30 protein-coding genes are annotated in these 25,392 nt (G+C 61.3%); 4 read left to right on the top strand and 26 right to left on the bottom strand.

The annotated features are described in order from the left end of the window. Window position 1 precedes the first annotated feature (1 nt). The 9 genes from A8G00_RS08830 to A8G00_RS08790 form a co-directional block, all read right to left on the bottom strand. Window positions 2-2,413 (bottom strand): VirB4 family type IV secretion/conjugal transfer ATPase, encoded by a 2,412-nt coding sequence (locus A8G00_RS08830; RefSeq protein WP_103000466.1) that lies wholly within the window; start codon window positions 2,411-2,413, stop codon window positions 2-4. Then, window positions 2,406-2,756, bottom strand: coding sequence for a type IV secretion system protein VirB3 (locus A8G00_RS08825; protein WP_103000465.1), 351 nt, complete (start codon window positions 2,754-2,756; stop codon window positions 2,406-2,408). Before A8G00_RS08825 ends, A8G00_RS08830 begins: the two co-directional genes overlap by 8 nt. Beyond that, complete coding sequence (locus tag A8G00_RS08820) at window positions 2,753-3,091, bottom strand: TrbC/VirB2 family protein (RefSeq protein ID WP_103000464.1); 339 nt, start codon at window positions 3,089-3,091, stop codon at window positions 2,753-2,755. Before A8G00_RS08820 ends, A8G00_RS08825 begins: the two co-directional genes overlap by 4 nt. Next, entirely contained in the window at window positions 3,088-3,756 is a 669-nt protein-coding gene (locus A8G00_RS08815) for a lytic transglycosylase domain-containing protein (RefSeq protein ID WP_103000463.1), read from the bottom strand. The genes A8G00_RS08820 and A8G00_RS08815 overlap by 4 nt, the downstream gene beginning before the upstream one ends. Continuing rightward, window positions 3,753-4,094, bottom strand: a complete 342-nt coding sequence (locus A8G00_RS08810; RefSeq protein WP_103000462.1) for a hypothetical protein — start codon at window positions 4,092-4,094, stop codon at window positions 3,753-3,755. Before A8G00_RS08810 ends, A8G00_RS08815 begins: the two co-directional genes overlap by 4 nt. Before the next feature lie 64 nt (window positions 4,095-4,158). After that, complete coding sequence (locus A8G00_RS08805; protein WP_103000461.1) at window positions 4,159-5,088, bottom strand: phytanoyl-CoA dioxygenase family protein; 930 nt, start codon at window positions 5,086-5,088, stop codon at window positions 4,159-4,161. A gap of 10 nt (window positions 5,089-5,098) precedes the next feature. Further along, window positions 5,099-5,710, bottom strand: coding sequence for an acyl-homoserine-lactone synthase (locus A8G00_RS08800; RefSeq protein WP_103000460.1), 612 nt, complete (start codon window positions 5,708-5,710; stop codon window positions 5,099-5,101). 72 nt (window positions 5,711-5,782) lie between these two features. After that, window positions 5,783-6,526: a LuxR family transcriptional regulator gene (locus A8G00_RS08795; protein WP_253257945.1), complete on the bottom strand. Its 744-nt coding sequence runs from the start codon at window positions 6,524-6,526 to the stop codon at window positions 5,783-5,785. Window positions 6,527-6,542: 16 nt separating this feature from the next. After that, window positions 6,543-7,304, bottom strand: coding sequence for a LuxR family transcriptional regulator (locus A8G00_RS08790; RefSeq protein ID WP_103000458.1), 762 nt, complete (start codon window positions 7,302-7,304; stop codon window positions 6,543-6,545). 222 nt (window positions 7,305-7,526) lie between these two features. On the opposite strand from A8G00_RS08790, the gene A8G00_RS08785 reads away from it, so the two are divergent. After that, on the top strand, window positions 7,527-8,123 hold the full coding sequence (locus A8G00_RS08785; protein ID WP_103000457.1) for a hypothetical protein: 597 nt from the start codon (window positions 7,527-7,529) through the stop codon (window positions 8,121-8,123). Between the two features lie 12 nt (window positions 8,124-8,135). Here the strand turns inward: A8G00_RS08785 and A8G00_RS08780 are convergent, their stop codons facing one another. From A8G00_RS08780 to A8G00_RS08735, 9 genes are all read right to left on the bottom strand, one after another. Continuing rightward, window positions 8,136-9,050, bottom strand: a complete 915-nt coding sequence (locus A8G00_RS08780; protein ID WP_146032579.1) for an S-4TM family putative pore-forming effector — start codon at window positions 9,048-9,050, stop codon at window positions 8,136-8,138. Further along, window positions 9,047-10,492, bottom strand: coding sequence for a nucleotidyltransferase (locus A8G00_RS08775; protein WP_103000455.1), 1,446 nt, complete (start codon window positions 10,490-10,492; stop codon window positions 9,047-9,049). Before A8G00_RS08775 ends, A8G00_RS08780 begins: the two co-directional genes overlap by 4 nt. A gap of 9 nt (window positions 10,493-10,501) precedes the next feature. After that, window positions 10,502-10,795 (bottom strand): hypothetical protein, encoded by a 294-nt coding sequence (locus A8G00_RS08770; RefSeq protein WP_146032578.1) that lies wholly within the window; start codon window positions 10,793-10,795, stop codon window positions 10,502-10,504. Window positions 10,796-10,967: 172 nt separating this feature from the next. Further along, window positions 10,968-11,198 (bottom strand): hypothetical protein, encoded by a 231-nt coding sequence (locus A8G00_RS08765; RefSeq protein WP_021318865.1) that lies wholly within the window; start codon window positions 11,196-11,198, stop codon window positions 10,968-10,970. A 47-nt stretch (window positions 11,199-11,245) separates the two neighbouring features. Continuing rightward, complete coding sequence (locus A8G00_RS08760) at window positions 11,246-11,599, bottom strand: DUF488 domain-containing protein (protein WP_021318864.1); 354 nt, start codon at window positions 11,597-11,599, stop codon at window positions 11,246-11,248. Beyond that, a complete protein-coding gene (locus A8G00_RS08755) occupies window positions 11,599-11,928 on the bottom strand; it encodes a hypothetical protein (protein WP_021318863.1) in 330 nt (109 codons plus the stop codon). The genes A8G00_RS08760 and A8G00_RS08755 overlap by 1 nt, the downstream gene beginning before the upstream one ends. Before the next feature lie 77 nt (window positions 11,929-12,005). Next, complete coding sequence (locus A8G00_RS08750; protein WP_015449313.1) at window positions 12,006-12,254, bottom strand: hypothetical protein; 249 nt, start codon at window positions 12,252-12,254, stop codon at window positions 12,006-12,008. Between the two features lie 37 nt (window positions 12,255-12,291). Continuing rightward, window positions 12,292-13,464, bottom strand: coding sequence for a cystathionine gamma-synthase (gene metB, locus A8G00_RS08745; RefSeq protein WP_021318862.1), 1,173 nt, complete (start codon window positions 13,462-13,464; stop codon window positions 12,292-12,294). Between the two features lie 424 nt (window positions 13,465-13,888). Then, on the bottom strand, window positions 13,889-14,284 hold the full coding sequence (locus tag A8G00_RS08735) for a MarR family winged helix-turn-helix transcriptional regulator (RefSeq protein ID WP_015449310.1): 396 nt from the start codon (window positions 14,282-14,284) through the stop codon (window positions 13,889-13,891). Between the two features lie 94 nt (window positions 14,285-14,378). On the opposite strand from A8G00_RS08735, the gene A8G00_RS08730 reads away from it, so the two are divergent. From A8G00_RS08730 to A8G00_RS08720, 3 genes are all read left to right on the top strand, one after another. Continuing rightward, entirely contained in the window at window positions 14,379-16,163 is a 1,785-nt protein-coding gene (locus A8G00_RS08730) for a chloride channel protein (RefSeq protein WP_015449309.1), read from the top strand. A 130-nt stretch (window positions 16,164-16,293) separates the two neighbouring features. Then, window positions 16,294-16,674, top strand: coding sequence for a response regulator (locus A8G00_RS08725; protein ID WP_021318860.1), 381 nt, complete (start codon window positions 16,294-16,296; stop codon window positions 16,672-16,674). A 146-nt stretch (window positions 16,675-16,820) separates the two neighbouring features. Then, window positions 16,821-17,204, top strand: coding sequence for a hypothetical protein (locus tag A8G00_RS08720; RefSeq protein WP_103000453.1), 384 nt, complete (start codon window positions 16,821-16,823; stop codon window positions 17,202-17,204). Window positions 17,205-17,336: 132 nt separating this feature from the next. Here A8G00_RS08720 and A8G00_RS08715 read toward each other — a convergent pair whose 3' ends face one another. The 8 genes from A8G00_RS08715 to A8G00_RS08680 all read right to left on the bottom strand — a co-directional run bounded on the left by A8G00_RS08715 (window position 17,337) and on the right by A8G00_RS08680 (window position 25,313). Continuing rightward, window positions 17,337-18,746, bottom strand: a complete 1,410-nt coding sequence (locus A8G00_RS08715; protein WP_015449302.1) for an efflux transporter outer membrane subunit — start codon at window positions 18,744-18,746, stop codon at window positions 17,337-17,339. Further along, window positions 18,740-19,639: an efflux RND transporter periplasmic adaptor subunit gene (locus A8G00_RS08710; RefSeq protein WP_020820547.1), complete on the bottom strand. Its 900-nt coding sequence runs from the start codon at window positions 19,637-19,639 to the stop codon at window positions 18,740-18,742. Before A8G00_RS08710 ends, A8G00_RS08715 begins: the two co-directional genes overlap by 7 nt. 1 nt (window position 19,640) lies before the next feature. Next, entirely contained in the window at window positions 19,641-19,865 is a 225-nt protein-coding gene (locus A8G00_RS08705; protein ID WP_020820546.1) for a DUF1656 domain-containing protein, read from the bottom strand. Beyond that, the gene (locus A8G00_RS08700) at window positions 19,862-21,937 is read right to left on the bottom strand and encodes an FUSC family protein (RefSeq protein WP_025160579.1); all 2,076 of its coding nucleotides are present in this window, start codon (window positions 21,935-21,937) and stop codon (window positions 19,862-19,864) included. The genes A8G00_RS08705 and A8G00_RS08700 overlap by 4 nt, the downstream gene beginning before the upstream one ends. Before the next feature lie 145 nt (window positions 21,938-22,082). Next, window positions 22,083-22,352 carry a hypothetical protein gene (locus A8G00_RS08695; protein ID WP_020820544.1) on the bottom strand — a complete coding sequence of 90 codons (270 nt, stop codon included), beginning with the start codon at window positions 22,350-22,352 and terminating at the stop codon, window positions 22,083-22,085. Between the two features lie 402 nt (window positions 22,353-22,754). After that, window positions 22,755-23,084, bottom strand: coding sequence for a hypothetical protein (locus A8G00_RS08690; protein WP_235181669.1), 330 nt, complete (start codon window positions 23,082-23,084; stop codon window positions 22,755-22,757). A 161-nt stretch (window positions 23,085-23,245) separates the two neighbouring features. Then, window positions 23,246-23,686 carry a DUF934 domain-containing protein gene (locus A8G00_RS08685; RefSeq protein WP_020820542.1) on the bottom strand — a complete coding sequence of 147 codons (441 nt, stop codon included), beginning with the start codon at window positions 23,684-23,686 and terminating at the stop codon, window positions 23,246-23,248. Beyond that, entirely contained in the window at window positions 23,679-25,313 is a 1,635-nt protein-coding gene (locus A8G00_RS08680; protein ID WP_020820541.1) for a nitrite/sulfite reductase, read from the bottom strand. The genes A8G00_RS08685 and A8G00_RS08680 overlap by 8 nt, the downstream gene beginning before the upstream one ends. Window positions 25,314-25,392: the final 79 nt, after the last annotated feature.

Genomic DNA, 25,392 nt, shown 5'->3' with positions numbered 1-25,392 from the left:
CTCATCCTTTCCTGCTCGATGGAGACCGACGCTGCTGGTGAAAGAGAGGCAGCCAGTTTTCGGGATCGTCGCCGACCTCGGCGCGGATGGCGTCGAGCAGCGTCACCGTTTCCGTGGTGCCCGAGAGCACGGCGAGTTCGTCGGAGAGACCGCCAAGATCGAGTTCGACGACGATCGAGTCATGGCCTTGTTTGACCAGGAATCGGCGGGATTCCGGATTCAGATCATGCCGGATGAGCTTGAATTCGGCCTGGGTCAGGCCCAACCCGTCGACATAGTCCGCTTCGCGGCCGTAGGGGTTGGGAAGCAATATCTTGGTCGCAACCTGCTCCATGATGCTGTGCGAAATGTCCGAACGCAGCGCATCCGCAGGGCTTTGCGTGCCGAAGACAAGAAAGGCATTCTGCTTGCGGTAGGTCTTGAGGCCGTCCTGCGCAAAGGCGCGGAACGCATCGTCCCCCAAGGCTTTCCAGAATTCGTCGATGTCGATCACAAGCCGCCGGCCGTCGAGGAGACCGTCGATCCGGTGGAACATGTACATCATGAGCGGCGTGCGGACTTCGGGGTTGTCGAGAAAATCGGTCATGTCGAAGCCGACAAACGGCGCCTCAAGCGACAAGGCGTCGATCTCATTGTCGAACACCCAGCCGAGCGATCCGCCCCGCGCCCATTTCTCCAGCCTAGCGCCGATGCCTTCCGGGTCGCGCTGACCGAGCAGCTGGCGAAGCGCGAGAATGGAGCGGTCCTCCGGCGAAAGGCGTCCGAGCGAGGCCAGCCCCTCATCGATCATGCGCTCCTGCGTGACGCCGAGTTGGCCTCCAACCGGCGTCACCAACTGCCGGATCAGGCGCCCCAGGAAGACAAGATTGCGCGGACCATAGTCGAGTGCCCGCAGCGGAGCGAAACCCGTAGGTTCACCATTCTTCAGCGTCAGATAGATCCCGCCCGCGGATCGGACATAGATCTCCGCGCCGCGGTCCTTGTCGATGAATATCTGCTGCGCGCCCGTCTTCTCGAGCTGCGCCATGAGAAAATTCTGGACGACGGTCTTGCCCGCGCCGGAAGGACCGATGATCAGTGTGTGACCCAAGTCGCCAACATGGAAGTTGAAATAATAGGGCGATTGCGCGGCCGTCTTCATCATGGCGATCGCAGGCCCCCAATGGTTCCCCTTGGCCCGGCCTGCGGGATAGGTATGGAACGGCGCCAAGGCAGCAAAATTGCGCGAGGTGATCGCCGCCGGTCGCGCCCGCCATGCGAAATTTCCGGGCAGCTGCGCCCAGAACGCTGCTTCGAGCGCTGGTCCTTCGCGCGCCGCCACCAAACCAGCATCGGCCAGCGCCGCACGCGCGGCCGAAAGATTGTCGGCAAGCAGCCTTTGGCTATCGGCGAAGACCGCAAGCGAGAAATGATGCTCGCCAAGTACGAACCGGTTGCTTTGCAGATCATCGGCGGCATCGGCGAGATCGAGCGCCTGGCTCGCGGCGGCATCCTCGGTCGAGGCCATCTGGTTTTGCCGGCGGCGTAGACGTTCGGCTGCCCGCGCCTTGCCCATGAAGGTGAAGGATTGCGAGACGACGAAGGCGAAATCCTGGCCGAGCAAGGCATTCATCTGTCCCGGGCGCGTCAGCGCGGGATATTCCCTTATGCCGAAGATTCCCTGCCAGCGGCTCGTGTCATGGGCACGGATCTCGACCGTCTCACGTCCGAAAATCACGCGCTCGCCGTAAAGCGCGGATCCCAGATGCCCGCGGACGAGCGGAACCCTGGATCGCGCACCCATCATCACTTGCTCGAGCACCTCAAGCGGGGCGGAGAAGATCAGGCCATTATGCTCGTAGAGAGCAAGGCGTGCCGGACTGCAGCGGCGGAGCAGCTTCTCAATGTCGCGCGCCTTCTCCTCGAAGCGCGCCAGTTCATCGGGATCGACCTCCTCCTCTGCGGCCTTGGCTTTCGCGATCCGCTTGAGCAGCAGCCCGGTCCGGTCGGCCGATCCGACGGCCGGACGCATGAGAAGCGTCAGATAATGCTCATTGACGAACATCCGCTTGGCGGTGACGCGCGCCCGATATTTAGCGTCGAGCTCGGCGGCGAACTTTGAGCGGAACTGCCCTTCAAGATAGTCCCCTACGGCTGAGCGGACGATGTGGGTCCAGATCGCAAGCCGATCGTCGGCGATGTTGCGCCAGGTGCCGTTGAGCTTCTCGTGCCAATCATTGAGGTGGATCGGATCAGCCGTCTCGAAAGCCAGGCCTTCGAGACGGAACATCATCATGAGATCACCACTATCGAGCGCAATCACATCGGGCGTCACATGGCGGGCATAGGGAAGATAGCGCCCGGGCTCCGCTTCTCGGGCCAGAACCCGCCAAGGGGTCTTGCGCGGCGGCAGCTGGGCGGCGGCGCTAGCCACGCGCGAAACCCTTGCGCTTCATCCCCGCGACCGGCAGCGGCGAATAGGAACTGCCGCCCCACCAGCCGCGGTTCCGGCAGCGCGCCTTGGTCAAAGTCCATAACCATAGCAGGCGAAAGGCATTGGCGTCGTGGCGCACGATGAGGCGCGCCACCGCGAGGCACGCGCCGCCGATCGCCACCGCGTAAAGCGGATTTCCGCTAACAATCAGGGTGAGACAGGCAGCAAGCGCGATCGGCAAGGACGCTTCGAGCGGTACGCCCAGCCACATCGTCGGCCGGGTCACCGCAAGGAAAAGCGTTTCCTCGCGCAGCCGCTCGGTCGAGGGCGCGGCCTCCTTCACGCGCCACCCGTGATGGTATCGACGATCCACTGCGCGCTGAAGACGATGAAAATGCCGACGATGACCGTCACCAAAAGGCCGAGGCTCGCCCGTCCGGTGAAGAACATGAAGCCGACGATGACGACGGCAATGACCGCGATCGTCTTGGCAAAGGTTCCCGTCAGCCAGGTTTTGATGTTCTCCGCCATGGACGTGATGCCGTCCGCGCCTTGCGCATGAGCAGGATCACTCAGCAGCAAAGAGAGAACTACCGCCAGACCAACGATGCCGGCGATGCGCAGCAGAAGACGCGCCCATTGGGGCTGGGAGCCCAGGCGGGCGGTGATCGCTGTCATGGATGCTGTCCTTTCTGAGAAGTTGCCCCGTCCCCGAAGACCATGAGCGAGGCTTGCCGGGCATCGGCAACGGTGTTCCAACCGGCCGCCTGCGTCGCTGCGAGCCCAGAGGGTTGCCGTTTGGCGATCGCCGCGTCGGCAAGCTGGACGCGCGCCGGCAGGGCCGGCGCTGTTAGCCTGCCGCGGATCAGGGGGATGATGGTCGACGCGCTGGCATAGACCCGGGCGACATAACCATTGCGAAAGCCGCGCCGCCGATCGCCGGTATTGTAGAGCGAGAGCGCTGTTGCGATCGCATGGTCCGAACTCTGGGCCGAGTGCGCCACCGACTGATAGTTGGTCGTCAACACCCGCGCGGCGGCGGCAAGATTGCGGCACGGCTCGAAGGCATCCTCCACCGACAGACCCAGCCATCCGAGGTTGGCGCTGTTGATCTGCCCCAAGCCCAAATCGATGCTGTAGCCTTGGCGAATGAGGCGACGCGCGGCGGCAATCGCCTGTGCCCTCGTCGCCGGCACCGGCTTGCGCGCACCCGGACTGTTGACCCCGATCGCCAGCGTGTTGAACCGGCTTTCCGTGTGAACGATCGAGATCAGCGTCTCAGGCGCCACGCTTGGCGCGCATGAGCCGGCAAGGGCGAGAAGACTGGCGACGTCGAGGATCATCGAGCGAGATCCTGCAGCCGCTCGATATGGGCCAGCGAGTAGGTTTCGCGGCGTCCATCGCTGAAGGTCATGACAACCCGGCGCCGCATTGCGGAATCGCGATCGTAGACCTTGGTACGAGCAACACCGCCGCCGCTACAGCCGGGAAAAGAGCCGCCGGTGGCCAAGCGCTGCCACAGCTTGGTCATGGGCGCGACGCACTGGGCATATTGCGTCGCGCCACCAGGATTGGAGAGGCACAGTAGAACCTGGCAGCCCAAGTCATTCGCTCGCGCGGGAGTCGGTCGAAGGGCGGTGCCCATGGCGAGCACCGCCAGGCTGAGAGTCACGCGTTGCATCGGGTCATTCCCCCGCGAGAGACACCTCCCACGTCGGGAATTGGCGTCAGCTATCCGTTGGATTTCACCTCTCTTTTGTTCCGCCCGGCCCGATTTCGGCAATCCCCCCAGCCGGGGGGAGTTGGCCTGTGCGTTGCTGGTCCAGGAATTCGGCCAGCGCACCTTCCTGATCCGGTCGCAGGGCATCGGTGGCAGCCAGATATTCCGGCGGTTCGCCCCGAAGCAGGATGGACGGACACTGGCCGTCATAATTGCCGAGATTGGGACGGTGCTGCTGGTAGCCGACCAGCGCGGCAAGCTCTGGATCGAACGCACGGGCCGCATTGGGCGGATAGGTCAGCCATTGATTTTCGTAGGGCTTCAGCCAGCCCAAGCAATAGCTGACAATGATGCCACGCCGGATCGCGCCAGTCATGTTGGCGCCGGCGCCATGCCGCGTAGAACCGAGGAAGAGGATCGCCGAACCCGGCTCCGCCTCAACCGCCACGGGCTGCGCGTCCTGCGTGGAGCCGGCATTATGGCTCCCAGGCCAGATCAATGTGGCGCCGTTTTCAGCTTTGAACGGAGAAATCGGCCACATCACGTTGACGAGATATTCGATCTCGCCGGTCGGGCCACGCCACATATCCTGATCCCTGTGAGGAAACTGCGTCGGGGCTCCTGGATGCAGTTCGAGCGCCTGCGTCAGGTTGAGCTGGATGGTATCGCACCAGGGGTCGAGAACCGACCGCACCAAACACATGATCGCGGGATGGCGCACGAGCCGCTCGACAGCAGGTACGCGTTTCAAAAGGCCGCCGAAGCGCTTGGTGCGCGGACCGTAGAAGCCGCCCTGACAAAAGGGTGTGGCGGCAAAACGCGGATCGAGGGCCTGATCGATCTCCGCGATCTCTGTCTTGGATGCGATGTCCCGCAACACGCAGAAGCCCTGCCGCTGCAAATCGTCATCGACCGCAGGTTCGACAGCTTGGCGATAGGTGGAGAGATTTGTCATAGCGCCCTCCTCAAGCAGCCTGGGCTAGATCGGCAAGGCCGACCGAGCGCCAGATGCCGCTGGCCTGCAGCTGCTCGCGGGTGCGGCCGTCAATGTCGATCTGTAAGGCGACAAGGCAGCGTCCGCTTGTCGAGCCGGGGGTGCCGAGGGGACGGCATGCCCAGCCAAAGCTCAGGATCTGTTGGAACCAGGACCACTCAGCGACGCCGGTGTAACTGCCGATATGATTGCAGAGCGCATATTCGACGAGCGCGGACACCAGCCGATTGCGCACCTCCAGGCGCTCTCGTGCGCGCAATCGTCGTGCAAGACAAAAGCGCGTTATCTCGAGGATCGCACCACCCTGGGGAGGCGCTTGTTCGCACAGCTCGGGGAAAATGGTGCCGAGAATATGGTCACCGGTCGTGGGAAGCAGCCGCGCCGAGGCAAGATGCTCCCCTTCGGCGTCGGCTATCACGATGTAGACGGCACGGTCATTGTCGAACTGGTCGATTTCATAACGACCGGCGAGGACCGGCACGTCCCAGCGCAGAAGATCGACGAATACCCGTTTGCGTTCCTCGAACATCGAACGGAACAGGTGGTTCTCCATGGCGCGGGCAGCGCCGGTTACGATATGCATGACAGCCTCCTTTGGTGAGGCGGTCAGTCGATCAGGCCCGCGTCCTTTCGGTTATCCCCTGTCCTGGGGAGATCATCGGCCGAAAACATCTGCGAAGCTGATATGTCCATCGAACAGAGCCCGGATCGCCAGCAGCGTGCGCTTCGTCACGCCGTAGCGGTCGCGCGCATCCTTGACATGCTGGATCACCGTTTCCTGCCCGATGCCGAGGATCTGGCTGATCTCCCAGTCGGTTTTCCCGCGCGCGACCAGCGCTACACATTCAGCCTGCCGCTCAGTCAGGCTCGGGCCTTCGCATGGAGCTTGGGTTTGCCGGGACAGTCTGCGCGCAGCTTCGAATGCGAAGCTGCCAATGAGCTGAACGAGCGGGAGCTGGCGCTGATCGAGCACGTCGCCCGCCCCCATGGCGAATGAGCAGGACCCATTCATCTCACCAGGAATATGGGCAGGAACTGTGAAACCATCGCCCAGCCCGGCGTCGTGCGCCTCCGCCAAGATCGATCGATCAGCAGCACTAAGCGTGATGAGGGATTGCACCGCCGACCAGGCAAAGCCGATATTAGTGCGATGGCTGGCTCGGTGGATCGGGTCACTGGCATAGAGGCGACGCGCCTGGAAACGCTCCACCCATTCTGGCGGATAATCGACGATATGGACAGAGCTCACTGCTGGCTTAAGGTCGATATGGTGGACGAGGGCAAAGTACCGAAAACCCATCTCACGCGTGATCTCGGCCATCAGTCCGGCGAGTGCTCGACTGTCCTTGATTGTCGCGGCGACCGCGCAGAATTCTTGAACTTGGCCAAGCCCGATCATCACGGCCCAAGCGAGATCAGAGGAGCGCGTCCATGTTGAGATGACCGTCGCGAACCGCGCGCAGCACCAGCTGCGTTCGGCGCCGCACGCCGTAGCGCCGGCGCGCGGATTCAACATATTCGTGCACGGTGTCGCGGCTAAGTCCGAGGATCTGGGCAATCTCCCAATCGCTCTTCCCTTGGGCCACGAGCGCGATACATTCGACCTGGCGCGGACTGAGGGAAACGAACGCCAAGGTCCGCATCTCTTCGCCGAGCAGTTCGCGCGCCCGGTCATAAGCGACCGAACCCAGCAACCGGGCGGTGAGAATTTCCGCCGCATCCAGCGGTTCATCGCGCGATCGGGCGACGGTGAAAATCGCCTCTGGTTCACCCGGCGTCCTGATCGGCAAACTATAGCCCGCTGCAAGGTCATGATTCCTGGCGCGTTTCAGGATGCTTCGCTGGCGCGACGACAGCTCAAGCACGTCGCCCACCCGATCCCAGGCGAGCCCCGATGGCGTGCGGGCGCAGGCCGCGTGGATGGGGTCCTCGATATAGTGGCGCTCCTCGAGCACCTCCTCGAGCCAGGCCGGCGGATAGGTGGTCAGGAACAGGCGCTGCCCGCCTCCGTGCCGAAGATCGACATTGTGGAGCAGCGTGAACCAGCGGAAGCCAAGTTCGCGCACGGCCGCATCGATCGTGTCTTGCAAATCGCCGAGATTTCCAACACGCGCACATTCCTGTGCGAAACGCGTGAGGTCGTCCAGGCGGCCGCAGTCTCTTATCCTGTTCGCCATAGACGGTCGAAGCTCGTCGCCAAAAGAACTTCTCGTCCAGCGTTAAGCGGCCAGCTCCGCGATTATCACGGTGAGTTGAGAACGATTCGCAACAAATCTGCTTGGAATGAATCGCCTATGACACTTTGCCTGCTGGTAAAGTGTCATAGGCGACAAAGAACGCTTCATGATGCGGATTTCGGATTCACATTGATCCTTGTATGTGCTTGATTCAGTCGCGTTATGTTTCATACCACCACGCCTCTCGAGCCTGCCGCCAGCTGCGATATCGCAGCCGTGCTCGAGAGATTGGCGCAGGTCTCAAGTCGCCCCCGCTACGCCTTCATGCTGCTCAACCTAATTGCGCAGGTTGCTGGCCCCGACGGGAGCGCCGGTCCGTGGATCAAGCGGGACAACGAGCTTGTTTCGCTGCGTGACTGGCTTTGCGACGCGCTCACGCCAATGGCCCAGCGCAGCACACGTAACGTGGCCTTGGCCGAGCGGGTCCATCGAGACCTCGTCAGAAGCGGCGTGCTTCCGCGCGATGCGCAGGATGCACAGCGGGCGGTCACCGAGGAAATGCGCGCGCGCATTCGAACTGCGGGCAAAAGCAATCTCAGCCGCGCCGTTTCTGAACTCGTGAATGCAGGATTCCTACGCCGCCACTATCAGGGCTATCGCATCGACCACCAAAACCGCGGCGGGCAACGCCACGCCGTCTATACACTGGTTGGGGATGCGCGTCTTCTCGGCCCGGCAGCTCGCGCGCCGAAAGCGTCGGTCCAAGGTGAATTCGCGTTCACGGGACAAGCGAACTTGCATCCAGCCTGCAGCATTTGAACAAGATTGCCGTCAGGATTGATTGACCTCGGCTATCCCAGCCTGACGCAGAAAATCAGCGGCCCCTAGGTTCATGTCGATCTCCATTCCGGATCGGAGCCAATGATAGACGAAAGGCAGGAGCAGCGGATTGCTGGTTCTGCGCTGGAATATGCTGTTCTGAAATTCGCGCGACCGTCTTTCGCATTCGCTGTCGTCACAACCTCCCGCGAGCGCCAATTCCCATAATGCTTCAGCCTCCGCGCGGGCCAGTTTCTGAGCATCCGCCGCATCACGCTGCCGGAAAGCATCGCGCACCGCCCAGGACAGAACCGGGGTTGCTGGAACGAGGACTGTGACAACGAAATCGGTGAAGGGCAGATTGAGGGCTAGCCCGGCAGCTACCAGCGTGAGCACGATTGCTACCGCCCCGGCGACCAACAGGAAACTGTAGTTTTCGCGCAGCTTTGCGTCATACCACAGGTTTGTTCGCTGGCAGATTATCCGCGCTAAATGCAATGGCGCCCGTCCAACAGCAGCCGGATACCAATCGATGAGCTTTGCATCACCCTTGGGCCATCGCCGATCCGCCTCGGCGATAATCTCCGGTTCAAGCGGCTTGCCGGCGGCGAATTTGCTCCATGGCAGTTTTAGAAGGTCGCAGTCGAACCGCTCGCAGATCAGAGCCGCAGTCTTCAAGCGGCGCTTCAAGGCTCTGTCGAGAAATCCGATGTCGATAAGCGTGAGGCTGACCGATACCGCGGCGGCGACCGGGCGTATCGCGGGCATGAATAGCGCGACGATCGCCATCACAACCGGGACAACGACAGTCAAAGTAACCTGCACCAGCTGCAAATGGGTCGCGCGCCGATAGATTTCGGACCGGGCCCGCAGCAGGCGTAAGAAATGCGGTGTGTTCTGACGCTCAGCTATGTCGTTCATGGTCATTCAATCACCACATGGAACGGCGGACTTTGCCCGACAAGGACATCGTCGGCCATCCTGATGATGAAGGCCTCGGCGAGATGCACTCCCCGATAATGAAGTTCCTCCCACCGCCGTCCATTTTGCTGGGGAGTATAGAAGTCGCCGCGCCCCTGCCGCAGTGACAGCGCCGCAGCGCCGGTGTTGGTGATGCGCCACTGTACCCGAAACCCGCTGGGCAACAGCTGTCCTCCGCCGATCCTTGCCTCGAACCACAGGCCTCCCCGTCGAGGCAGCACCTCTCCTGGCGTTACCACCCGAATAGGTGTGGAATTGCGGGATTGATGCCAGGTCGCCGTGACATGGACGTCGCGCGACACGTGCGCCGCCTTGCTCCAGCTAGGCTCGAGCATATGCGGGGGACGGTAAAAGAAGTCCGGGAGGATCGACACGCCATAATCACGAACGACCTCTACCAGGCTGTCGAGATGAGCGGCTGTACTGGTCAGCAAAGCCCGCACTCGCGACACGCCCTCCACATTGGCCTTGGAAGCTTCTACCACTTCGCCCTTGGCAAAGGCTTCCCCGAAAACACGGCGCCACGCGGTGATGCTGGAAGCGCGGTCTTCCGCGAGATAGGCCTCGTCAATCCATCCACGATATTTGTGAATGAAGGACCTGAAGTTGAGATACTGGGTATCGGTCCAGCTGGCGGCAAAATCCTCGCTCGAAAGCTTCGGGTTCTCCACCCGCGGTTTGGCCGGCCTATCCTGCAGCCAATCATCAAGCCGTCCGATGACCGTCCGCAAGGTGGTGGGGACATCCGAAAATGCGTCGGAATCCTTATCATACCAGTGAATCTGCATGCCCAGCAGCGTTGTGAGCAAAACCGAAGGGCAGGTGAACGTGGTCTTGATGTCCCGGAGATACTTCATTAACCGCGTCACTTTGCGGAAGCTGTTTGATCCCGACAGCGTGTTGCGCTCACGGAGCCAAGCCGTGAATTCGACCGGTTCGCTCGCATCGAAGCGGTCGGCAGCACGATTGCAGACTTCCAGGCTTCCGTCATGTTTCCGCGATCGAACCAGCGGAGCAATATCCACCTTGCGCTCGCCGGGATAGGTGATGGTGACGCAATAATCCCAGGTTTTGGCCTTGGAGCCATAGACGGAGCTGTCAGCGAATGCCTTTCCCAGCTTCGCGACATAGTCCTTCGCGCTCCAGCCATCGACGGGGTCGACGACAACCAGCAGGTCGGCATCGAATTCGCCGCCATCAACCGGCTTGATAATCGTGTCGTGCGCCCACGAACCCTGCTCTTCAAATCCACGGACCCGGGGGGACCATTCACATTGGCGGATGAAGTTCCTGATCGCTTCCACATTGGATTCAAGCAGGTCGATGCGGGTCTGATTGAGGTTGACCGTGTCTTTGAGAAACGACGTGAATTGAGAAACCAGCTTCATGATATCGCCTCAGGCCGCCAGAGCGATGGTCGTGCGCTCCGCACGATTGAAGGCGAAGCCTACCGGTGTGACCGCGCGCGTCCGGAAAAATGCGACCGTATCCGCGTCGAGTTCGACGCGATCCAGAGGGCCGAGCAGCCAGCTCTCCCCATAGATTTCCAGCCAAACCTCTAAGTTGCGTGTCGCCAACCCACCGAGTGCGAGAATATCCTCGGCAGACACAGACGAATGATTGGTCGCCCGCAGGCAGCCATCGATATCGATGATATGGTGGCCGATCACGGTCCTGTTTACGCATTTCATCCTATCGTCTCCGATTCGGTTGTCACACCGTTACAATCGGCGATGAGGATGACAAAAACGGACACCCATGCTCACAATAAGGAAATCGCCGTTCGCAGGGCCACGAAGCCAGGTATCCGTCTGTCCGTGCGGACGACTTGGGAACTACGTGAATTCAGGACCGGCGCTGCGCTCAGGCGAAACTGGCGAGGCGACCTGAAGCGTCGATCTCGATCGCGCCACGCCAGGCGCCAGGCACCGCAGCCAGATCTTCTGAACAGTGATCGGTGACGATCAGCTTGGTCCAGAACAGGCATATTGGCGCGGTGACCGGTTTGCCCCAGCCCGCAAGGTCGATACGGGCCTTGACCTCGATCCGGATGCCTCGCAGCCGCTTCGCGCCGTCAGTTGCCCCTCGCCACATGACGTTTCCTATGCGTTCGCCCTTAGCGAACAGATACGTCACGTTCGTTACCTCACCCCTGCAAGAAACTCCGCCAGGACAGCGGCATGGTTCACCACAGGATCGCGTGCTGCGTAAAGAAGCGTGATGTCCTGCCTTTTTGCGAGGGCGAGCAGCTGCCCAACCACCTCAGTGTTGTGGGTCAACTCGTCACGGTATTTTTGCCGAAAGGCGTCGAAACGCGCGGGATCGTGAGCGAACCATCCTCGCAGGTCCGGGCTGGGTGCGATGTCCTTGAGCCACAGATCGAGAGCCGCGGCCTGGCGAGAGACCCCTCTCGGCCACAACCGATCGACAAGCACGCGACAGCCATCGTCTGGTGCGAGAGGCGCATAGATCCGCTTGATCTGTATCTTGCCCATCAACTGCCTTTCCTGGCTTTGTGTCCGACCCAGGCCGGAGGATCGCTTGCCGGGAAAGATTCGATCGAAGCCTCATCGATCTCATCGATGAGTTTGCCGCTTGCCAACACTTCACGCACTTGGCGCGTGATTTCCAGCTTAAGGCCAGCCAGGATCGAAGCGCTGCGACTGTCATTGGCCGACGTCACGCAGCCGCAGAAGCGTTCGAGCACGACCTCTTCGACAAGCAGATCAAGCGGTCGATCCTCGACGCGGTGACGTTCGGCGATGCGCCGCGCGGCGGCGGCGACCGCTTCGGGATTGATTGGATCATCATATTCATGCGTCATCGGCCCGCTCCGTATTCGCCTAAACCAAAGCCATCCTGGCCGCAGCGATCAGAACATCGAGCCTCAATCCCGACTACTCATCGCGCCAGATTGAACAAGGTCAGCATACCGCCAATCGCGATACCGAAGACCATCATCATGACACCGGCGATCCGCAGAATATAGGTCAGCGGATCCTCATCCTCATTTCCCGCTCGCAACCGGCTTGCGGGCGGTTTCGGGCGTCCGATAGCTCGCCTGAAGCTGGCCTGCCGGAACGCCATGTTGAAACCGAGCAGCACAAGAAGCAGTCCGAAAAAATCCACGAGCCATACATAACCGGGCACATTTCTCTCCTGAAGTTTCCAGGATTGCCGCGCGCGTTCATCCCGCGCATGCCGCCAATCCCTGATCGAGGCCGGCGATCAGATCTTGTTCGGCTTCGAGGCCAATCGAAAGCCGTAGCAGGCTGTCGCTGATGTCCGCTCTTGAGCGCGCCTCCTCGCCCATATCGGCATGGGTCATGGTCGCCGGATGCGCGACCAGGCTCTCGATCCCACCCAGCGATTCCGCGAGCGTGAAATAGCCGACCGCAGCGACAAACCGCCGAACCGCTTCCACCCCTCCTGCGAGTTCAAAGCTCAACATCGCCCCGAAACCGCGCTGCTGGCGTGAGGCGATCCGGTGGCCGGGATGGGCGACGAGACCTGGATAGTGGACTTGGGACACCGCCGTATGTCGGTCGAGATATTGCGCGACGATCATCGCGTTGCGCTGCTGCTGCTCCATCCGGGCAAATAGCGTGCGAAGGCCCCGTAAGGTTAGCCAGGCATCAAACGGCGCGCCTGTGCTCCCCACGACATTTGCCCAATTACGCAAATCATCGACCTGCACCGGATCAGCCGCGACAACTGCGCCGCCGATCACGTCGGAATGGCCGTTGAGATATTTGGTCGTGGAATGGATGACATAGTCCGCGCCCAGCGCGATCGGTTGCTGGATAGCCGGTGAAAGAAACGTGTTATCGACGGCAACCGCAGCCCCCGCCGAGCGCGATTTTGCGGCAAGCTCTGCGATATCGACGACCCGCATCAAGGGATTGCTCGGCGTCTCGATAAGCACCAGTGCCGGAATGTCCTCCAGCGCGGCGGCAAAGGCGCTCTCGTCCCCCTGATCAACGAACCGGACGACGCAATGCCCTCGGTTCGCGCGCGCCTTCAACAGGCGCATCGTACCGCCGTAGCAATCATGCGGTGCGAGGATAAGATCGCCCGGCCCCATTCTCCCGACGAGAAGATCGAGCGCGGCCATTCCGCTCGCCGTGATGACCGCGCCTGCGCCACCTTCAAGCTTCGCCAGTGCCTGCCCGAGAAGATCGCGGGTGGGATTACCCGCCCGACCATAGTCATAGGAGCGCGGTTGATCGTAGCCGGCAAACTCATATGTGCTCGAAAGATAAAGCGGCGGAGCGACAGCTCCAAAGGCCACATCGCTGGCAACGCCGTGCGCGGCGGCGACTGTCTGAAGGCGAGATGCCTGATCTTTGGGTTCAGTCATTGAAGCAACGCCCCTCTGTTACTTGAAGTACGATGCCAGATCGGCTGAGTGGCCAGTTTGCGGCCCAAATATTTTGTAAGTGACCGGCCTGACCGAACTTCGGAAAGACGCCGGCTGCGGCAGGGGGGGCCGCGAGCCGGCGTCTAACCTGGTGAAGTAGCCGCTAAACCGAGACGCCTGCGCCGCCTTCCGGCGATGCGGCCACATCCTGCACCGATCGCCATACTCCGTCTGCGTCATGCACTTATCCTCGGTTTCTGGCTCCCTTCCCGCGCTCCGGCCTGCTTTCGCAGGATCCTCTCCGGGCGCTGTTGTCGTGAAGCAACTTCACTCTGCAGATCGCGTTGTGCCGGTTAGAATACCATAAGACAAATGAATGTTATTTCTGTTTCAATGCATCATAATTGCATTAAATGCTGCTTGCTCATCCCAATTGTTCGAAAATGCCGGTGAAGACCGGCCGCAAGCGCTGAATTTCCTCGCGATGGACAGCCGACAGGGCGTCGAGCAAGGCATAAGCCTTGGGGGTAAGGCGTAGCAGCGCCCGCCTGCGATCGGTAGCAGCCGCCTCGCGCGTAATAAGCGCCAAGGCTTCGAGGCGATTGATCAGGCCCGTGGCGCTATGCGGCTTTAATATCAGACGTTCAGCGACATGGCCGACGGTGGCTTCATCCGGCGGACAGCCCCGGATCGCGAGGAGAGCCTGGTGCTGTTGCGGCGTCAGCCCGACTTCGATGGCCTTTTCCTCGCTGAACGCCTGGAAGCGGCGAATGGCGTGGCGAAATGAGGCCAGCGCCACATAGTCGGCATCCCCCAGCAATTTATCCTTTTGCCTCAATTGATCCTCACTGATTGAAATACATCGCAATGCGATATAATGGGCTCGAGCTACTTTTGCAGGATAATATCGATTCATGTCGCTGACACCCCCACGTTCCGTTGAAGGCCACCAACTCGCCGACCATAGTGTCGATCGCCGCATGGTCATGCTGGCGGTCATGGCCGTCGTGGTCGGGACGGGCGGTGCCTTCGGCGCATGGGTGCTGGTCAAACTCATTGCGATTGCCACCAATCTCTTCTGGTTCGGTCGACTCTCCGCCGATCACTCCGTGATAACCGACGCATCGGTGGGCTGGCTGGTGGTCGTGATTCCGATCATCGGCAGCCTTATCGTGGGTCTGATGGCGCGTTTCGGATCGGACAAGATTCGCGGCCATGGCATTCCCGAGGCGATCGAAACGATCCTCTTCGGCGAGAGCCGACTGTCGCTCAAGGTGGCGCTGCTCAAACCCCTGTCCTCAGCGATCTCGATCGGCAGTGGCGGACCCTTCGGCGCGGAAGGACCGATCATCATGACGGGCGGGGCCATTGGTTCGCTGTTCGCCCAATGCTTCCATCTCAGCGCGGCCGAGCGCAAGACGCTCCTCGTGGCCGGTGCGGCAGCCGGCATGACCGCCATCTTCGGTACGCCGCTCGCGGCGATCTTGCTGGCCGTCGAAGTGCTCCTGTTCGAGTGGAAACCGCGCAGCTTCGTCCCCGTCCTCGTTGCAGCACTTGTTTCCTTCGCCTGGCGTCCGCTTCTGCTCGGATCGGGACCGATGTTTCCAATGGCGGCGATGGCTCCGCAGGAAAGCTGGGCCCTGCTCGCTTCCGGCGGGATCGGCCTCGTCGTCGGTCTTGAAGCCGCTCTACTATCGACATCCCTCTACCGTATCGAGGATCTCTTCCATCGCCTGCCATTCCACTGGATGTGGTGGCCGGCGATCGGTGCGGTGGTCGTTGGTCTGGGTGGTCTCATCGATGCACATGTGCTTGGCGCCGGTTATGCGAGCATCGAGGCTCTCCTCAATGGCTCGTTATCGCTCCGGGTCGTTGCTGCGCTCCTCGTCGTGAAGGCCATCGTCTGGTTGGTCGCGCTGGGGTCGGGCACGTCTGGCGGCGTTCTTGCCCCGCTCCTCATCCTGGGCGGCGCAGCCGGCTTCCTGCTCGGGCAGTTCCTGCCCGGCGATCCGGGGTTCTGGGCCATGATCGGCATGGCGGGAATCATGAGCGGCGCGATGCGTGCGCCGATGACCGGCGCGATCTTCGCGGTCGAACTCACCGGGCACTTCAGCGCCATCCCATGCACGATCGCGGCTGCGGGCGGCGCCTATGCCATCAGCGTGCTGCTGATGCGGCGATCGATCCTCACCGAGAAAATCGCGCGGCGCGGACGGCATATCCTGCAGGAATATACGGTCGATCCGCTCGACCTCATCCAGGCCGGTCAGATCATGACGCGCGATCCGGCGACCCTACCGGGCACGATGACCGTGGAGGCGGCGGTATCCTTCTTCGCAACCAAAGCCGTGCATCGCAGCTATCCGGTGACCGACCCGCAAGGAAGATTGCTGGGTCTCGTCTCTCGCACCGATGCCCTGCGCTGGCAGGGCGAGCGCGACGACGATCAAACGCCGCTCATCGACGCCATCTCGGACGCAGCACAGCCCGTTGCCTATCCCGATACGCCCACCGGCGTCGTCGCCGATCTCATCGTCGAATCCGGCATCGGTCGCATTCCGATCATCGAGCCCGGAACCAGGCGCGTGCTCGGCATCCTTTCGCGCCAGGATCTGCTCAAGACCCGCAGCGCAAACCGCCATGCCGAACTTGGTCGCTCACGCCATCTCGGAACAAAACTCCAACCACGCACGCAGTAGAACGGCCTAGGATCGGTCGGTTACGACGTGCAAGGACGGGACCGGGGAACCAACCCGCACCTATTTTCGTTCGTATTGCGATACAAACTCCTGCCGCGGCATCGGAAAAGGAGGAACGGGGGGACGTCGCATGTCGGACGCCAAGGTGCTGCTGCTGGTTGAGGACGAGCGGCTTATCCTGTGGACGCTGCAGGAGATGCTAGAATTCGGCGGATACGTGGTCATCGCCGCGACCTGTGGGGTGGATGCCATCACTATTCTCGATAGCCGTCATCCTGAAATCGCCGGAGTGGTCACCGATGTGAGGCTTGGGGTGGGTCCCAACGGATGGGAGGTATCGTGGCGCGCCCGAGAACTGCAACCGGATATTCCTGTGGTGTATGCATCAGGAGATAGCGCCGCAGAATGGCCGCTTTATGGTGTTCCCAAAAGTATCATGGTTCCCAAGCCATACGGAACGTCGCAAATGCTGACGGCGATCTCGTCCATTTTTATATCGTCGACGCCCTGAGCGTCTCGTCACCAGTCTTTACAAACGACCTGCGTTTTCGAGATCGAGAGAGCTGAGAAGCGCGGCGGCATCACAACAGATTTCTTGATGGAAAACTTCAATATCTTGCGGTTTTGCGTTGGCTCGATCCCGCTAGAAGGCACAATATGTGTAAACCTCTTCTCGCGCTCGTCGCGCTGCTTTTGATCCCGTCTGAACTCGAGGCGAAGGACGAGGCAAAGCCGTCGTTGCAATTCACCGTTCTCGAAGACGACTATCAGTGGAACAATGACATCGAGAAGGCACGCACCACTCTTGCCCGGGAGATTCCGCCAGGCACGTACTTCTGGAGCGCGCTCGACGTCCTTGAAGAGGCTGGCGCGCATTGCACGGGCGATCGGCAAGATCCCGAGATCGCGCGTTGTGTCTATTCCGACTGGATGATGGTGCATGACTACTACCGAGCCAATTTTTACTGGACGGCGGTCGTCCACCTCGACGATGGCAAGGTGGGGAGCCTCACGCTCGACCGCACCGTCGAGGAGAAATGAGCGGGAACCGGGTTCGGCATCACCGAATTTGTACTGCGGTCGTCGGTCAGCGAATCCTGGAAGGCTGCGCGCACGCGCCAGCAGCAAACGTGGCAGCCCAGGTTCTGACGGCAGAGGAAATCACATCGCGTTTCAGTTGGTCCATCCTCCGCCAAGTGTGAGGAACAGCGTAATCTGATCGTCATTGATCGCCGCGCGCGCCTCGGCCGCCGCCTGATCCGCCGCGATCCGATCACGTTCAGCCTCGAGCGCGGGCAACGCGGCGATCTTGCCTCCACGCCGCAACTGACTTATCCGCATCGCTGCTCGCATGGCATCTTCGGATGCACGATCCAGGCTTTCCTGCTGCTCAAGCCCAGCTTGATAATTGGTCAGCGCCGTCTCAACCTCTCGCAACGCCTTGATCACCGCGCCGTCAAACGCGGCGAGGTCGCCGCGACTTTGGGCCTCAGTTGCCACAATGCGGGCGCGAACGGCATGTCGGTTGAGCGTCCAACTGATCAGCGGCCCGAGACCAAAACGGTTGGTAAGCGGTGACAGGAAATCGGCGGCAGCCCCCGTGGAGCCGATCGATGCCCCCAGGCGGATGTCTGGATAGAGATCCGCCGTGGCGACGCCGATCCGCGCCGTCGCCGCGGCGAGCCGGCGCTCGGCCATGCGGATGTCGGGCCGACGCTTGAGCAGCGCGGCACCGTCGCCAACGGGGATCATGCGTGTCAGCGCAAGCGGGGCATGGCACGCCAACAGGCCGGGGTCCGCGTCGCTCGGCATGCGACCGGCCAGCGCTGTGGCACGGAAAAGGGCGTTGCGTTGGCGCGCCACCAATTGTGGGAGCCGGGCCTGGCTCGCTTCGAGCAACGCTTGTCGCCGGTCCAGTTCATAGGGTGCCGCGCGTCCATGCGACACCATGATCCGGGTTAATCGAACACTTTGCTCTAGGACAGCAATCGCACGACCCAACACATCGCGCTGATAGCCCGCGTTACAGATGTCGGCATAGGCGCGCGCCGTCTCGGCCGCGACGGTCACACGCACCAGATCGCGCGCCGCCACGGCAGCGTCGGCATCGGCACTTGCTGCCTCGATCCCGCGCTTTATTCCGCCGAACAGATCGAGATCATAGCTGGCCCCGATGCCCATATTGTAGATTTGCCGCGTCGGCGGCTTTACATGGCTCAACTCGGCTTCCGCCGAGCGCTGGGCCCAGCTTGTTTCGGCGTTCGCGCTGCCCTGAATTTCCCGGCCCGCATTGCGCTGGTCGAGCAAGGCCAGACTGCGTTCGAGATTGGCCTCGGCCACTCGCAGATCCGTATTGGCGGCGAATGCCTGTTCGATCAGCCGGTCGAGGGTCGGGTTCTCGTAGAGCCGCCACCAATGATCGGGCAGCGGTTCCTGCGTCGTGGCCGCGCCTATCGACTGAAACGCGCCTTGCGCCGCAGGTGCCTTCACCATCGCGGCGTCAGGCACATGATAATCGGGTCCGACCACCGTGCAGCCGCCCAGCGCGGCTGCAGCCGCCAGCACCAGCGCGCGCCTTACCATGGCAGGCTCCGGTGTACTCTGCGCCCATCATCGCGCGGATGAACGACAACCGTGGCCGTCTGGCCCGGAATCATCCGTACATTAGGCGGTATTCTATCAATCGTGACACGCACGGGAATGCGCTGCGCGAGGCGAACCCAGGTGAAGGACGGGTTTACATTAGCCAGTTGCCCGTCGGTTCCGGCCCGCTCGCGATCCTCGACACCGCCCGCAATGCTCTGAACATGCCCCTCGATCTCGTCAGCAACGCCCATCAGGTAGATGCTTGCACGGTCGCCGACGCGGATCGCCGGCAATTTTGTTTCCTCAAAATAACCTTCCACCCGGAGCGAGTGGTCATAGACGAGCGCTAACGCGGCTTTGCCGGCCGTCAGATAGACCCCGGGCTGGAGCGACATGTTGGACACGGTCCCGTCCACCGGTGCACGCACGATGGTTCGTTCCAGATTGAAGCGAGCCAGGTCGCGCGCTGCCACCGCCTGACCAATCGTCGCCCGCAGTCCTTCGACCCGCGCCGTGCCTTGTTCGATCACTTCAGCAGCGATCACTTCGGGCATGGCCCGGTTGCGCCGATCCTCACGGACAGCTTGCGCGAGCGCGGTGCGCTGGCTTGCCACGTTGGCCTCGGCCTGTTCCAGCGCAAGCCGGTAGCGCGGACGGTCGATGATGAAGAGTATCTCGCCCTTTCGGACCTTCTGATTGTCGGCGACCTTCACCTCGGTGACGAGCCCACTGACATCGGCGGCCACCGGCACCATGTCCGCGCGCACCTTGCCATCGCGCGTGACCGGCTCGACCTGATAGCGCAGCCACAGTGCATATATCCCCCCCAGAACTACGAGTATGACGAGGAGCGTGGCGAGCGATCGCAGGAGATTTTGTCGGTGCAACATGTCAAGACGCGACCCATCGGTAGAGGAAACTATCGGCGAGCGCGCTCAGGCCCCACCACAGCAGAATGAAGAGAGCGAGCTCGAGCAGGCTTGGGTGCCAGAGCAGTCGATAGCCCGGCAGGCGCTGCAGGAGCCCGCGCACAATATAGACGAGCACCGCGGCCAGCACGCCCCAGGCGAGCGCCGCCGGCATATAAACGCCGAGCACATTGATCTCCTCGATCATGCGCTTTCCCCAGCTCTTGATGAAACGATATGGGGCGCAGCGGCAGTCGGGAAGAGATTGCAGCGCATCCCTACCAGCGCCCGCAAGGCAGGCCGGCGATGCTCATCGAGCGGCAGGCTGAGAAGCGCTTCCAAGGCCCGGTCGATCGGATCGAGCAAGCCGGGCGGCGGAGCATCCGCATGGCCATGGCGCCAGCGATCCCCATAAAACACCGCCAGCACGGCAAGTACCGCGCCCAGGCGGTGCCGCACGTTATGCGGGACATGAGACAGCGCCCGGCGGATCGGAATGATGTTGCGGCCGATCCTGAGGTCCGCCAGACCGTCAGCGGCACGGAGTCTATCGCCGGCGGGTGCCACCGCCATGCGTGCAGCCACCTGCCCGAGCCGATCGACCGCTCTTGCCGTCCAGCGGTCCGGACGGAACGGCCGACGAATGTCCGCAAGTAGGGCCAGTTCACCCCAGTTCGCGCGCAGGATACGCCGGGCGGTCCACAGGACATTGGCCGATCGGAACATGCGGGTGACGGCAAGCGTCGCTACAATTCCACCCAGCTGGGCCAACCCCGTGTTGATGAACAGTGCAAAATCCGCCTGAAAACGCGCGAGAAAGCCCATGGCGACGATGAAGCAGGAGAACATCGGCAATGCCTGCGGCGAACGTGCGGGATCGGCCTGGATATAGCCCATCCACAGCAAGGCTGGCGCCAGGGTGACGATCAGCATTTCATAGCCATCGACCCGGGGCAGGATCACGAAAAGATAGAGGGCCGCCAACGGAAAGGTCTTGAGCGTCGCCACGAGATAGCGACCGATCACCGGCGCGGGATCGTCCTGTGCGGCAAAAGAACAGGTAATGAGCGCGGCAAAGGCCGCGGTCGCCGATCCATTAGGCCAGGCGAGCAGGATCCAGACGGCGCAATAGAGCCCGATTGCCGTGGCGGTCGCCAGGCCCGCGAGCGCAGCGACGCCATGATCGCGGGCAAGCGAAAAGGATTCTGCGGCAAGAATTTTAGCGCTGGGCCGACCCGGTGACCCGATCCTGTCCGCCAGCCTTCGACTCGCGGCCAATGCGGTCAGGAACTCGGCGATGCGGATGCAGGCGCTCGCGGTCAGCAGGCCGTTCCAGTCGCCGCGCGCCTCAGCGGCAGCCGCCAGCGCCTCGCACCGCCGCACCAGCGATCCCACCCGGTGCAGCTCGCTTTGCTCATCATCCAGCCAGTCGGTGACGTCGGCCAGCAAAGCTTCGAGCTCCGGGGGGAGATCGCCAGCTTCGCGAAGACGGTCGAGCCGGTTCGCCGCAGCCGAGGCAAGTGGCAGGACGGTGGCGAGCTGCTGTTGCAAGGCCGTAACCCGTCGCCGGGTCGCGGGAGCCCAGCGCTGATCGAACGGCAAATGGACCGCGATCATGCCGAGTTCGGTGACGTCCGCCGCCAGTGCGCGGCGATGCGCGTCCTCGAGACGGGTATGTTGACTGCCAAGCGCCTCTGCGGTCCAGCGGCGGGCGTGACCCAAAAAAGATTGGACACGGGCGCGAATAGCCGGCGTCGCGCTCCAGGGTTGGAGCAGCGCATGAACCGCCGTCACGCACAGGATAGCAACCGTCATCTCCTGCACCCGCGCGGCCGTGGTTTCGAAAATATTCCCCGGATCATCGAGATAGGGAAAGCTGATCACCGCTGAGCTGAACGCCGCCATCTGGAACAGGAAAGCACGCGGGGTGCGATCAAGAACCGCAAGATAGATGCAGAAACCTGTCCAGGCCGCGAGGCACAAGACCAGAAGTTCGGGCGAGTTCTGCAAGTTGGGAACGAGCAGGATCGTGACAGCGGCACCGGTTAGTATGCCGCCCAGACGGTAGAGAACCTTGGGCCGAAAGGCACCGGCCATGGGTTGAGCGGTAACGTATACCGTCAACAGAGCCCACCAGGGGCGCGGCAAACTGGCTGAGAAGGCTATGGCCAACGTAGCGGCTGCCGCCAGCAAGCTGCTGAGCGAAAAGAGCAGCTTCTGGGGGTCAACCACCAAGGGAGAGGCTGGCAGGCGTTTCCCGCCTGCAAACGCAACAAGCATCACTGACAACCATGACAAACGGGATTGTCACGATCGACAGCGACCGTGGTCATTACCTCCCATGGATATGAGAAAGCCCTTTAACCGAGCCAGCACCCTAAACCGTAAATCAAAATATTAATGGATAAACGCAAATATTTTGCGTTTAATTCTTTCTTGTGGACGCGCGCGAATTGGTGCCCTGGTCTGTCTTATTCGAACCATCAGACATGTCCTGCCCTTTGCCTGACACAAAGAATGCGGCGATCGGTACGGCGAGGAAAATCAGCAGCATAATCTGCTCCTCACTGAGGAGGCGATATTCGCTGAGGCAATAGAGAGCAAACGCGAGCCCAGCGAACAGAAGCGTCCATAGAGCCCGCGACCATGTAAAAACGGCCTGTGCAGCAGGGTCGCCCGACATAAACCTCTTCATGCGGCATCCTCTCCTGTCGATGCTCGCTCGCAACCAGCTATCTTCATGGTTTGATAGAAGCAGGGTGAAAGAATGCGCACTGCGTCGCAAACGAATGTTTTTGCAGGTTAAGCGCAAAAACTCTCAGGTCGCGCAAACGGGGCATCAGCATAGCACGCAGGGGCGTTCGCAAAGCGAGAGTAGGAAGCGCCTATTCGTCCGCTATCAACTGAGGAGTTGGCGCTTTCAAAGCCGCTTCGATCAGGCGACGCACCTTCCCTCGGCGTGCTACGTCCGAACCCCCAGCTGCAGCGGCTTCACGTCGGGCTCGTCGAACGAAACTGCGCATTTCAGCAAAGCTCGGCCGTCTATTCTGGCCTAGAACCGCGATGAGGGCAGGATAGATCCAGATCTGCGTTGCCATCAGTGCTTTCCTTTAGAGAGGGCGGAGCGGCCCGGCTTGGTATCGCGCGAAGATCCTCCATCCCGTTCTTCCCGGCCTACCAGATAGAGCAGGCCTGCCCCAACCAGAGCGAACACGGTGGCCATCTTCACGAACTCACTTTGCCCTAACGCAGCCAGCCAGGTGCCACCGACTATGATGAGCAGAAAAGCCGCGCCCCAGCGCGGATGATGAACGCGGGTGGCCAGCCACCAAGCCAGACAGGACAGCGATATCGCGACCAGCAAGCTGCCCAACGTCAGGCCGACAGCCGTGACCAGGATTTGCAACATCGGCATATCTGCCTCCATCGACATCCCCTCCGCGCCCTTCGTTCCAATATATCGTGTTGCGATATATTTACAAGGACCCCGCTCATCACTTCCAGCATTCAAGGCACGATGGTCTGGTTAATATATGGTGCGCGCGCCAGGTGCCGAACTACCGTCCAAACCAGAGGAAGGAACTGCCTTCATTCCGTGGCGAATTGGGGATGCCGCAGCGCCCAAATCGGTACTCGCCCATCTGTCGCGGACTGATAGACGTCAGGGTAGCGGCTCAGCGCAGCATCGACGGCACCCGGATGAAAGGGGGCGTCGGGCTCGAAGCTGTCGAAGCCGCAACGCCGCATAAAGAATACGAGATCAATGAGCACGTCACCGATCGCGCGGATTTCGCCTGTGTAGCCCGCCTCGCGCAATATGCTTGCGCTGGAAAAACCACGCCCGTCGCGAAACCGCGGAAAGTCGATCTCGACGAGCCGTACGCGGCCAAGTTCGGGTAACAAGGCGCGGACATCATCGCCCGCCTCGAGAAGCACTGAGGTTGCGTCCTTCTGATTGAGAAACGCATCCAGGGAAACTCCCGGCTCATCCGGTGCCGGATCGTCCCGGAAGCGTAACGGATCACCCATAAATAGCCTCCTTGAACGGATCCATGCCAACGCGGCGATAGCAATCGAGAAAGCGTTCACCTGGCTCGCGAATCTCACGATAGCGTTCGATCGTGCGTTCGACGGCATCGACGATCCCGGTCTCGTCGAAGCCCGGCCCGGTGATCTTGGCCTGCGAAACATCCTCGGCCCCGGACCCGCCAAGCAGCAACTGGTAGTTCTCTGTGCCCTTACGATCGACACCAAGGATACCGATATGGGCCGCGTGGTGATGACCGCAGGCGTTGATGCAGCCCGAAATCTTGATCTTGAGTTCGCCGAGGTCGAGCTGACGATCGAGATCGGCAAAGCGCTCTGCGATCTGTTGGGCGACGGGTATCGAACGCGCGTTGGCCAGGCTGCAATAATCGAGTCCGGGACAAGCGATGATGTCCGTGACGAGGCCGAGATTGACGCTTGCCAGCCCCGCCGCGTCCAGCGCCTGCCAGACCGCATGGAGATCCCGCTTGCGCACATGGGGCAGCACGAGATTCTGGACATGCGTCGAGCGCAGGTCATCGAAGCTGTAGCGTTCGGCAAGGTCGGCCACGAGCTCCATCTGCTCGGCTGAAATGTCGCCGGTTATACCCCCGTCGGGTTTGAGGCTGATATTGACGATGGCATAACCGGGCGCCTTATGTGCGGCGACCTGGCGATCGACCCATAGCGCGAAGTCGGGATCGGAGCGGTCGAGCTCCTCGGAAAGCCCGGTCTCGAACGGCGGCGGGTCAAAATGGGCGGCAATCCTGTCATACTCGGCCTGCGGAAAATCCCGGCCCAGCGTCAGGATGTGCTCGAACTCCATCTCCACCTGACGGCGGAACTCTTCTTCCCCCAGTTCATGAACAAGGATCTTCATCCTCTGCTTGTGGATGTTGTCGCGCCGCGCATGCCGGTTCCACACCCGCAGGATCGCCTGGATATAGGAAAAGATCTGGCCTGCCGGACAGAACGCCCTGATCGGGAAAGCGATAATCGGCGTGCGCCCCATACCGCCGCCAGCATAGACCTCGAACCCCTGCTCACCGTTCTCGTTCTTGATGATGCGCAGTGCACAGTCGTGCCAGCGCAGCGCGGCACGGTCTTCCTGCGCGGCGATCACTGCGATCTTGAACTTGCGCGGCAGATAACTGAATTCTGGATGGAACGTCGTGGCCTGGCGGATCAGTTCGGCCCAGGGCCGCGGATCGCATATCTCGTCGGGAGCAGCTCCAGCATAATGATCCGCCGACAGGTTGCGAATGCTCTCGCCGCTCGTCTGGATGGCGTGCATTTCCACCGTCGCGAGCTCAGCGAGGATGTCGGGCGCATCCGCCAGTTTGATCCAGTTATATTGGATGTTCTGTCGTGTCGTGAAATGACCGTAGCCTCGGTCATATTTGCGCGCGATATGCGCCAGCTTGCGCATTTGCCGCGAATTGAGCGTGCCGTAAGGCACCGCTACGCGCAGCATATAAGCGTGCAGTTGCAGGTAGAGCCCATTCTTGAGCCGCAGAGGCTTGAACTGGTCTTCGCTGAGATGGCCTTCGATCCGACGGCGCGTCTGGTCGCGAAACTCTTCGACCCGGGCATCGACCATGGCCTGATCATACTCGTCGTATTTGTACATATCAGCCTCTCACGCCCAAGGGGACATCAGGATGGCATCACGAGCACTCATGCACAAAATGACTTTTAATGCAGCGATC

Origin of the sequence: Sphingobium sp. SA916 (genome assembly GCF_002894065.1) — a bacterium.
Classification (GTDB): domain Bacteria; phylum Pseudomonadota; class Alphaproteobacteria; order Sphingomonadales; family Sphingomonadaceae; genus Sphingobium; species Sphingobium fuliginis.
This window is presented reverse-complemented; position numbering and strand designations above follow the sequence as displayed.

Excerpts from the sequence above, each read along its gene's own strand:
- A8G00_RS08785 (WP_103000457.1), top strand. The coding sequence starts at position 7,527 with ATGTTTCATACCACCACGCCTCTCGAGCCTGCCGCCAGCTGCGATATC.
- A8G00_RS08805 (WP_103000461.1), bottom strand. The coding sequence starts at position 5,088 with ATGACAAATCTCTCCACCTATCGCCAAGCTGTCGAACCTGCGGTCGAT.
- A8G00_RS08765 (WP_021318865.1), bottom strand. The coding sequence starts at position 11,198 with ATGTGGCGAGGGGCAACTGACGGCGCGAAGCGGCTGCGAGGCATCCGG.
- A8G00_RS08710 (WP_020820547.1), bottom strand. The coding sequence starts at position 19,639 with ATGTTGCACCGACAAAATCTCCTGCGATCGCTCGCCACGCTCCTCGTC.
- A8G00_RS08720 (WP_103000453.1), top strand. The coding sequence starts at position 16,821 with ATGTGTAAACCTCTTCTCGCGCTCGTCGCGCTGCTTTTGATCCCGTCT.
- A8G00_RS08695 (WP_020820544.1), bottom strand. The coding sequence starts at position 22,352 with ATGAAGAGGTTTATGTCGGGCGACCCTGCTGCACAGGCCGTTTTTACA.
- A8G00_RS08755 (WP_021318863.1), bottom strand. The coding sequence starts at position 11,928 with ATGACGCATGAATATGATGATCCAATCAATCCCGAAGCGGTCGCCGCC.
- A8G00_RS08760 (WP_021318864.1), bottom strand. The coding sequence starts at position 11,599 with ATGGGCAAGATACAGATCAAGCGGATCTATGCGCCTCTCGCACCAGAC.
- A8G00_RS08680 (WP_020820541.1), bottom strand. The coding sequence starts at position 25,313 with ATGTACAAATACGACGAGTATGATCAGGCCATGGTCGATGCCCGGGTC.
- A8G00_RS08795 (WP_253257945.1), bottom strand. The coding sequence starts at position 6,526 with ATGATCGGGCTTGGCCAAGTTCAAGAATTCTGCGCGGTCGCCGCGACA.
- A8G00_RS08770 (WP_146032578.1), bottom strand. The coding sequence starts at position 10,795 with ATGAAATGCGTAAACAGGACCGTGATCGGCCACCATATCATCGATATC.
- A8G00_RS08790 (WP_103000458.1), bottom strand. The coding sequence starts at position 7,304 with ATGGCGAACAGGATAAGAGACTGCGGCCGCCTGGACGACCTCACGCGT.
- A8G00_RS08725 (WP_021318860.1), top strand. The coding sequence starts at position 16,294 with ATGTCGGACGCCAAGGTGCTGCTGCTGGTTGAGGACGAGCGGCTTATC.
- A8G00_RS08690 (WP_235181669.1), bottom strand. The coding sequence starts at position 23,084 with ATGGAGGCAGATATGCCGATGTTGCAAATCCTGGTCACGGCTGTCGGC.
- A8G00_RS08705 (WP_020820546.1), bottom strand. The coding sequence starts at position 19,865 with ATGATCGAGGAGATCAATGTGCTCGGCGTTTATATGCCGGCGGCGCTC.
- A8G00_RS08810 (WP_103000462.1), bottom strand. The coding sequence starts at position 4,094 with ATGCAACGCGTGACTCTCAGCCTGGCGGTGCTCGCCATGGGCACCGCC.
- metB (WP_021318862.1), bottom strand. The coding sequence starts at position 13,464 with ATGACTGAACCCAAAGATCAGGCATCTCGCCTTCAGACAGTCGCCGCC.
- A8G00_RS08775 (WP_103000455.1), bottom strand. The coding sequence starts at position 10,492 with ATGAAGCTGGTTTCTCAATTCACGTCGTTTCTCAAAGACACGGTCAAC.
- A8G00_RS08815 (WP_103000463.1), bottom strand. The coding sequence starts at position 3,756 with ATGATCCTCGACGTCGCCAGTCTTCTCGCCCTTGCCGGCTCATGCGCG.
- A8G00_RS08780 (WP_146032579.1), bottom strand. The coding sequence starts at position 9,050 with ATGACCATGAACGACATAGCTGAGCGTCAGAACACACCGCATTTCTTA.
- A8G00_RS08685 (WP_020820542.1), bottom strand. The coding sequence starts at position 23,686 with ATGGGTGATCCGTTACGCTTCCGGGACGATCCGGCACCGGATGAGCCG.
- A8G00_RS08820 (WP_103000464.1), bottom strand. The coding sequence starts at position 3,091 with ATGACAGCGATCACCGCCCGCCTGGGCTCCCAGCCCCAATGGGCGCGT.
- A8G00_RS08730 (WP_015449309.1), top strand. The coding sequence starts at position 14,379 with ATGTCGCTGACACCCCCACGTTCCGTTGAAGGCCACCAACTCGCCGAC.
- A8G00_RS08715 (WP_015449302.1), bottom strand. The coding sequence starts at position 18,746 with ATGGTAAGGCGCGCGCTGGTGCTGGCGGCTGCAGCCGCGCTGGGCGGC.
- A8G00_RS08700 (WP_025160579.1), bottom strand. The coding sequence starts at position 21,937 with ATGCTTGTTGCGTTTGCAGGCGGGAAACGCCTGCCAGCCTCTCCCTTG.
- A8G00_RS08800 (WP_103000460.1), bottom strand. The coding sequence starts at position 5,710 with ATGCATATCGTAACCGGCGCTGCCCGCGCCATGGAGAACCACCTGTTC.